Below are 6336 nucleotides of genomic sequence, written 5' to 3' on the forward strand. Positions count from 1 at the left end.
ATATTTTATCATCATATCTAAATAAGTATTAAATTTTTATTTGTTTTTTCCATAAACTCGTTGTAAATTTTGCAAATTTGAGCTTGCATTTAAAAGCAAAGCATCAGCCATGCAAATTGCTACCATAGCATTTACCACAACACTACCTCTTATACCCACACAAGGATCATGTCTGCCTTTTAACTCATGTATAACATTTTCTCCTTGAGTATTTTGCGTTTGTTGGGGTAAAAATATAGAAGGAGTTGGCTTAAAATATGTTTTTATATCGATAAAATCCCCATTAGAAATTCCGCCTAATATCCCGCCGCTATGATTGCTTAAAAACACCCCATCTTTTAGTTCATCATTATTTTGACTTCCATACATATAACTACTTTGAAAACCACTTCCTATTTCTATAGCTTTAACCGCATTTACCCCCATAATCGCATGAGCAAGTTTAGAATCAAGCTTATCATACAAAGGCTCGCCTAAGCCTTTGATAGGGTTTTTCACTCTAGTAAAAACTCTAGCACCTATGCTGTTTTTTGCCTTTTTAGCTTTTAAAATTTCATCTTTAAAACTTTGCTCTAAATTTTTATCTAAAGCATAAACTTCACTATTTTTAGCATAATCAAAATCAAACTCATCATTACTAAGTTTGCTATCAATACTTCCTACCCCAAAAACTCCACTCATTATCTCTATGTCAAATTCTTTTAAAAGCATTTGCGCCATAGCTCCTGCTGCTACTCTTGCTACACTTTCTCTAGCACTAGCTCTTCCACCACCTCTATAATCTCTAATGCCATATTTGTGATAATAAGTAAAATCAGCATGTGCAGGACGAAATACATCTTTTTCATAATCTTTTGAGCGTGTATTTTCATTATACACCAAAACACTTATAGGAGTTCCTGTTGTATAACCCTCAAAAACCCCACTTAAAACTTGAGCTTTATCTTCTTCTTTTCTAGGGGTGCTAAATTTATTTTGACCAGGTTTTCTTTTATCTAGCATTTCTTGTAAAAAATCAAAATCAAACTTCACCTCTGCTGGCATACCATCTATTATACAACCTATAGCTTGACCATGAGATTCGCCAAAGCTTGTAAATTTAAATCTTACTCCAAAGCTATTCATAGTTTTCCTAATTTCTCAAGTGCGATTTTAGCACATTGTTGTTGGGCTTCTTTTTTACTACCTGCTGTAGATCTTGCTACTTCTATGCCTTGAATTTTCACTGCGATTTCAAATTGCTTTTTATGATCAGGCCCAAAAGCCTTTACTACAATATACTCAGGTGTGCCTGCCATATTTGCCTGCGTAATTTCTTGAAGTCTTGTTTTATAGTCTTTAAACAAACTTTGTGTATCAATATGCGGATAAACTTCATTAAGCAAATTTAATGCTATATTTTTAGTTTTTTCAAAACCTATTTCTAAATACAAAGCCCCCATTAGTGCTTCAAAAGCATCAGAAAGTATGGAAGGTTTATTGCGTCCATCGTTATTTTCTTCTGCAATAGACATAAAAACACATGCTCCAAGATCAAGTTTTTGCGCTAAAGTTGCAAAAGATTTTTCATTCACCAAAGCCGCTCTAAGTTTAGAAAGATTTCCTTCTGAGTCTTTTTGAAATTTAAAAAACAAAAACTCCCCTACTACTAAATCCATCACAGCATCGCCTAAAAACTCTAATCTTTCGTTATTATAAGGCTTTTTGTAACTTTTATGCGTCAAAGCTTCGATGAGTAATTGCTCATTTTTAAAATGATAATTTAATCTTTCTTGGAGTTTTTTAAGCATTTATTGACCTTTCTTCTTGGAGCTTTAAGGCTGCATTTCTTGCTAGCTCATCACAACGCTCATTTAATTCATGGCCATTGTGCGCTTTGATCCAAAAAGCAGTTATTTTATGATCTTTAGCTACATTTAAATACTCTTTCCAAAGATCAATATTTTTTTTACCCTTAAAATCTTTTTTTACCCAACCTTCAAGCCATTCATTAATACTTTGTACCATTAAATTTGAATCTGTGTATAACTTTACCTCACATGGTTCTTTTAAAGCTTTTAAAGCCTCTATAATAGCCATTAATTCCATGCGGTTGTTTGTTGTATTCTCACACGCCCCACTTTGTTCTTTTTGATGATTTTTATAAGTTAAAACATAAGCCCACCCTCCAAAGCCAGGGTTGTTTAAGCAAGAACCATCAGTATAAATTTCAATATTTTTCAAGCTTTTACCTCATAATAAATCTCACATTTTCCAAATTCATAACAAAATGGACAATGATAAAAAAACAAAGGACTTTGATTTTTACAATTATTACATACATAAGTAAAGCTAAGATTTGCACTTAGCTCATTATCGTTTAAAATTTTTAAAATTTTTAGTTTATGATTTTTGATAGGAATAGCTTTGTTGCTTAAATTTTTTGCATAAAAAAACTCGTGGTATTTTTCATCTTCAAGATTAAGCGGACTTTTGCATTCATTAAGCAAATCAATGACATTTTCAAATTGAGGCATTTGAGTAAGTTTATCTTTATAATGCAAAAAGCAAAGTCTTAAAATATACTCATTATCCTTGCTCAAAGCTAAAATTTCTTTTAGTTTTTGTTCTTGCTCTTTAGAACTTGCTTGAATTTTTAAAGCTTTTATCAAGGCTTTTTCTGCATATATATTTTCTCCTAGCTCAAACAAACACTCTAAAACATCTAAAACCTTGTCATAATCTTTGAGTTTTAAATAAACAATTTTTAAAAGTTTTAAGCTTTCTTTATTGCGTGCTTTAATTTTTAAGGCATTTAACAAAGCTTCTACACTACGCTCTAAAAATCCTGCTTTTAGATAAACTTGTGCTAGTGAAAAAAAGATAAATTCTTTTTGGCTTGCTTCATTTGCTTTTTGCAAAGCTATGAGATAAATCCCCACAGCTTTTTCAAATTCACCACTTTTGGTAAAAATTTGAGCTAAGAAATTTAAATTTTCTATGCTTAAATTGGCATTTTTTAAAATTTGTTGGTGTGTGGAATTAATTTCAAATTTTTTTACAAAACGATCAAGTTTGCTTTTTTGGTCTTTACTTGCAACAATACGCCATATATAATGTGAGCTAGCTATGATAAAAACCAAAGCAGTCAAAACAATAAGACCAAATAAAGGATCGCGGTATTCTACAAAGAAAAAATCCATAACCTTACAACTTAATTTTCAAATTTATAACAATTATAGCTAAATGCTTATATAATTTTCTTTAAGGTTTAAAGATGATAGAACAAGCAAGTATAGAACAACTTTTACAAAAAACAGATATTGTTGATATCATAGCTCATTACGTTGAAGTAAAAAAACAAGGCTCAAGCTATGTTTGCATTTGTCCTTTTCATGATGATAAAAATCCTAGTATGCATATTAATTCTATTAAAGGATTTTATCATTGTTTTGCATGCAAGGCTGGGGGTAATGTTTTTAAATTTGTAATGGATTATGAGAAATTAAACTTCGTTGAAGCGGTGGAAAAAGTTGCTTCATGGAGTAATTTTTCACTTACTTATACATCGCAAAAACAAGATAATAAAAAATCCATCATTCATATCTTGCCTACTCTTAATGCTTTTTACAAACAAAACCTAGCTAAAAACAAAGAAGCTTTAGCTTATCTTTATAAAAGAGGCTTAAATGATGAGGATATTAGAACCTTTGAACTAGGCTTTGCGCCAAGTTCCAATGAAACACTAAGACTGCTACAAAATGAGCAAATCACTCAAGAAGAAGCTTTAGAGGTAGGTGCGATAAAACAAAATGAAAATGGCGCTTATGCAAGTTTTATCAACCGCATTACTTTTAGTATTTATGATCATAAAAATTTGCTTATAGGCTTTGGTGGTAGAACTTTAGATGAAACAAATATGGCAAAATATGTTAATTCTCCCCAAAGCAAACTTTTTGATAAATCACGCGTTTTTTATGCACTCAATTTAGCAAAAGATGCCATTTATAAACAAAAAGAAATGATAATTTGTGAGGGCTATATGGATGCTATAGCCTTTCATAAAGCAGGATTTAAAAATGCTGTAGCGGTTTTGGGAACTGCTTTGGGTGAAAATCACATACCTTTAATCAAACGATTTGAAGCAAGAGTAATTTTGTGTTTTGACAATGATAATGCAGGACTTAATGCCGCTGTGCGTTCAGCACATTTGCTAAGTTTAGCAAAAATTGATGGAAAAGTAGTCTTAATAGAAGGTGGAAAAGATCCGGCCGAACTTGTAGCAAGCCATCAAGAAAAATTACTTTTTAATATTTTAGAAAAAGGTATAGAACTTGGAGAATTTTATATAAGAAGTTTGATTGCAAGTTGTGATTTAAACTCAGCACTTAGCAAACAAAAGGCTTTAGAAGAGGTACAAAAATATACTTTTAACCTTGAACCTTTAATAGCAAATTCCTACACTACCTTGGTAGCAAATCTTTTGGGTGTAAATATTAATGATATTAAACTTTCTAAAAATACAAGAAAAATAAGCTTCATTAATCCTATAAAACAAAGTAAAATCAACAATATAAGCGAGTTAGAGCTTTTGAAATTTTTATATGAAAACAATGAAACCATAGGGCTTTTTAAGCTTTTAAGTACAAAAGAATATTTTTTACACCAAGACATTACTAAAGCTATTTTAGAGCAAAAAAACTTTGAAGATCCTAGTATAAGAGAGCTTTATGAATTTGAAAATATCAAAAATTTAAGCAATTTAGAAGAATTTTTATATGCTATTTGTAAGATCAACCTTGCATATTTTAATAAATTAAAAAGTTTGAATTTAAAACAAGCCTTTAAAAAACAAATTTATAATTTACTCAATCAAAATTTAGAAAAAATCAAAAAAAGCTATCAAAATGATGAAGTTTTTTTAAACCATTTGATAGAAGTTTTAAAAAGCGTGCATTTTTTAGATGATGAGGAAAGTTTGGAATTATTTTTAAATAGACTACAAAAAAACATCAAAGATAAAAAAGTAATTCATTATAACTTTGAAGAAGAAATTTTTTAAATAAAAACTTGCGCAAAAATTAAAAAATATTCATTACAATATGCCAAAAATTTCGAAAGGAAAAAATGAAAGCATTAGCACTTTTTAGCGGCGGGCTTGATTCTATGCTTGCTATAAAACTCATAAGCTCTCAAGGTATAGAAGTAAAAGCTTTAAATATCAATATAGGCTTTGGTGGCACAAGCGATAAAAGCGAACTCATGACAAAACGCGCTGCTATGGCAGGGGCTAGTTTTGAAATGATAGATGTAAGAAATACATATTTGCAAGAAGTTTTATTTAACCCTCAATATGGATATGGAAAGCATTTTAATCCTTGTATAGATTGTCATGCTTTTATGTTTAAAACTGCTCTTTCAATGTTAAAAGATGAAAATGCAAGTTTTATCATCACAGGAGAAGTAGTTGGTCAACGCCCTATGAGTCAAAGAAATGATGCTATGGCTAAGGTTAAAAAACTAGCACTTGATGAAGAAGATTTAATCTTGCGTCCAATGTGCGCTAAAAATTTACCTTTAACTAAACCTGAGCGTGAGGGTTGGGTTGATAGAGAAAAGTTAGAAAACATCAGCGGAAGAAGTAGAAAAAGACAACTTGAACTAGCTGCCAAATTTGGTTTTGAAGATTTTGAAAGTCCAGGCGGTGGATGTTTGCTTACACTTGAGAGCTTTTCTAATAAAATCAAAGATTTCATTAAATTTGATAAAAATATGCAAGTTAATGATGCTCAACTTTTAAAATACGGACGCCACTTAAGACTTCCAAATGGCTCTAAAATGATAGTAGGTAGAAATGAGCTAGAAAATCAATTTTTAAAAGAATTAAAAACTCAAAAATACGAAGAATTAAAACTTTTTGATTTAATAGGTGCTTATTCTTTGGTGGATGAAAACATCAATCCACAAGATCTTGAACTTGCTCTAAGCATAGCACTAACTTATGCTAAAACTCAAAATAATACAAAATACAAAATAGGCTTTAAAGATAAAATTTTCCAAAGTATGGCTTTTGAAGATAAAAATAAAATTCAAGAATATTTTATAAATTAAACTACCCTTTAAAGGGTAGTTTTTTAGAATTTCTTTCTTCTAACCTCTGCTACAATATCAGCTGACATAGAATCAACTTCATTAGCTACAGAATTAGTCGCATGAGCAATTTGTGAGTTTTCTTTAGTTAAACCATCAATTACTGAAACAGATTGATTAATTTGTGAAATTCCTAAAGCTTGCTCTTTAATACTTTCACCCATTTCATTAATAGATTGAACTAAGATATTAGTATTAGCTTCAATC

Annotated in this window: 6 protein-coding genes and 1 pseudogene; 2 read left to right on the forward strand and 5 right to left on the reverse strand. The window is 30.4% G+C overall.

Features of this window, described 5'->3' with window-relative positions; genetic code table 11:
* Positions 1–36: 36 nt before the first annotated feature.
* Genes aroC through CAMP5121_RS07060 form a run of 4 tightly spaced genes read right to left on the reverse strand, consistent with a single transcriptional unit; the run spans position 37 to position 3182 of the window.
* The gene (gene aroC, locus CAMP5121_RS07045; RefSeq protein WP_337215199.1) at positions 37–1125 is read right to left on the reverse strand and encodes a chorismate synthase; all 1089 of its coding nucleotides are present in this window, start codon (positions 1123–1125) and stop codon (positions 37–39) included.
* Complete coding sequence (rnc, locus tag CAMP5121_RS07050; RefSeq protein ID WP_337215200.1) at positions 1122–1790, reverse strand: ribonuclease III; 669 nt, start codon at positions 1788–1790, stop codon at positions 1122–1124. The genes aroC and rnc overlap by 4 nt, the downstream gene beginning before the upstream one ends.
* Positions 1783–2223 (reverse strand): ribonuclease HI, encoded by a 441-nt coding sequence (gene rnhA / locus CAMP5121_RS07055; RefSeq protein WP_039668930.1) that lies wholly within the window; start codon positions 2221–2223, stop codon positions 1783–1785. Before rnhA ends, rnc begins: the two co-directional genes overlap by 8 nt.
* Entirely contained in the window at positions 2220–3182 is a 963-nt protein-coding gene (locus CAMP5121_RS07060; RefSeq protein ID WP_337215201.1) for a hypothetical protein, read from the reverse strand. Before CAMP5121_RS07060 ends, rnhA begins: the two co-directional genes overlap by 4 nt.
* 74 nt (positions 3183–3256) lie before the next feature.
* On the opposite strand from CAMP5121_RS07060, the gene dnaG reads away from it, so the two are divergent.
* Together dnaG and CAMP5121_RS07070 are read left to right on the forward strand one after the other, a co-directional pair.
* Positions 3257–5041, forward strand: a complete 1785-nt coding sequence (dnaG, locus tag CAMP5121_RS07065) for a DNA primase (RefSeq protein ID WP_337215202.1) — start codon at positions 3257–3259, stop codon at positions 5039–5041.
* A gap of 65 nt (positions 5042–5106) precedes the next feature.
* Entirely contained in the window at positions 5107–6090 is a 984-nt protein-coding gene (locus CAMP5121_RS07070) for an MnmA/TRMU family protein (protein ID WP_337215203.1), read from the forward strand.
* 23 nt (positions 6091–6113) lie between these two features.
* Here CAMP5121_RS07070 and CAMP5121_RS07075 read toward each other — a convergent pair.
* A pseudogene (locus tag CAMP5121_RS07075) lies at positions 6114–6336 on the reverse strand (methyl-accepting chemotaxis protein); the annotation flags it as partial.

The organism is Campylobacter sp. 2352 PW, assembly GCF_024723575.1.
Taxonomy (GTDB): domain Bacteria; phylum Campylobacterota; class Campylobacteria; order Campylobacterales; family Campylobacteraceae; genus Campylobacter_D.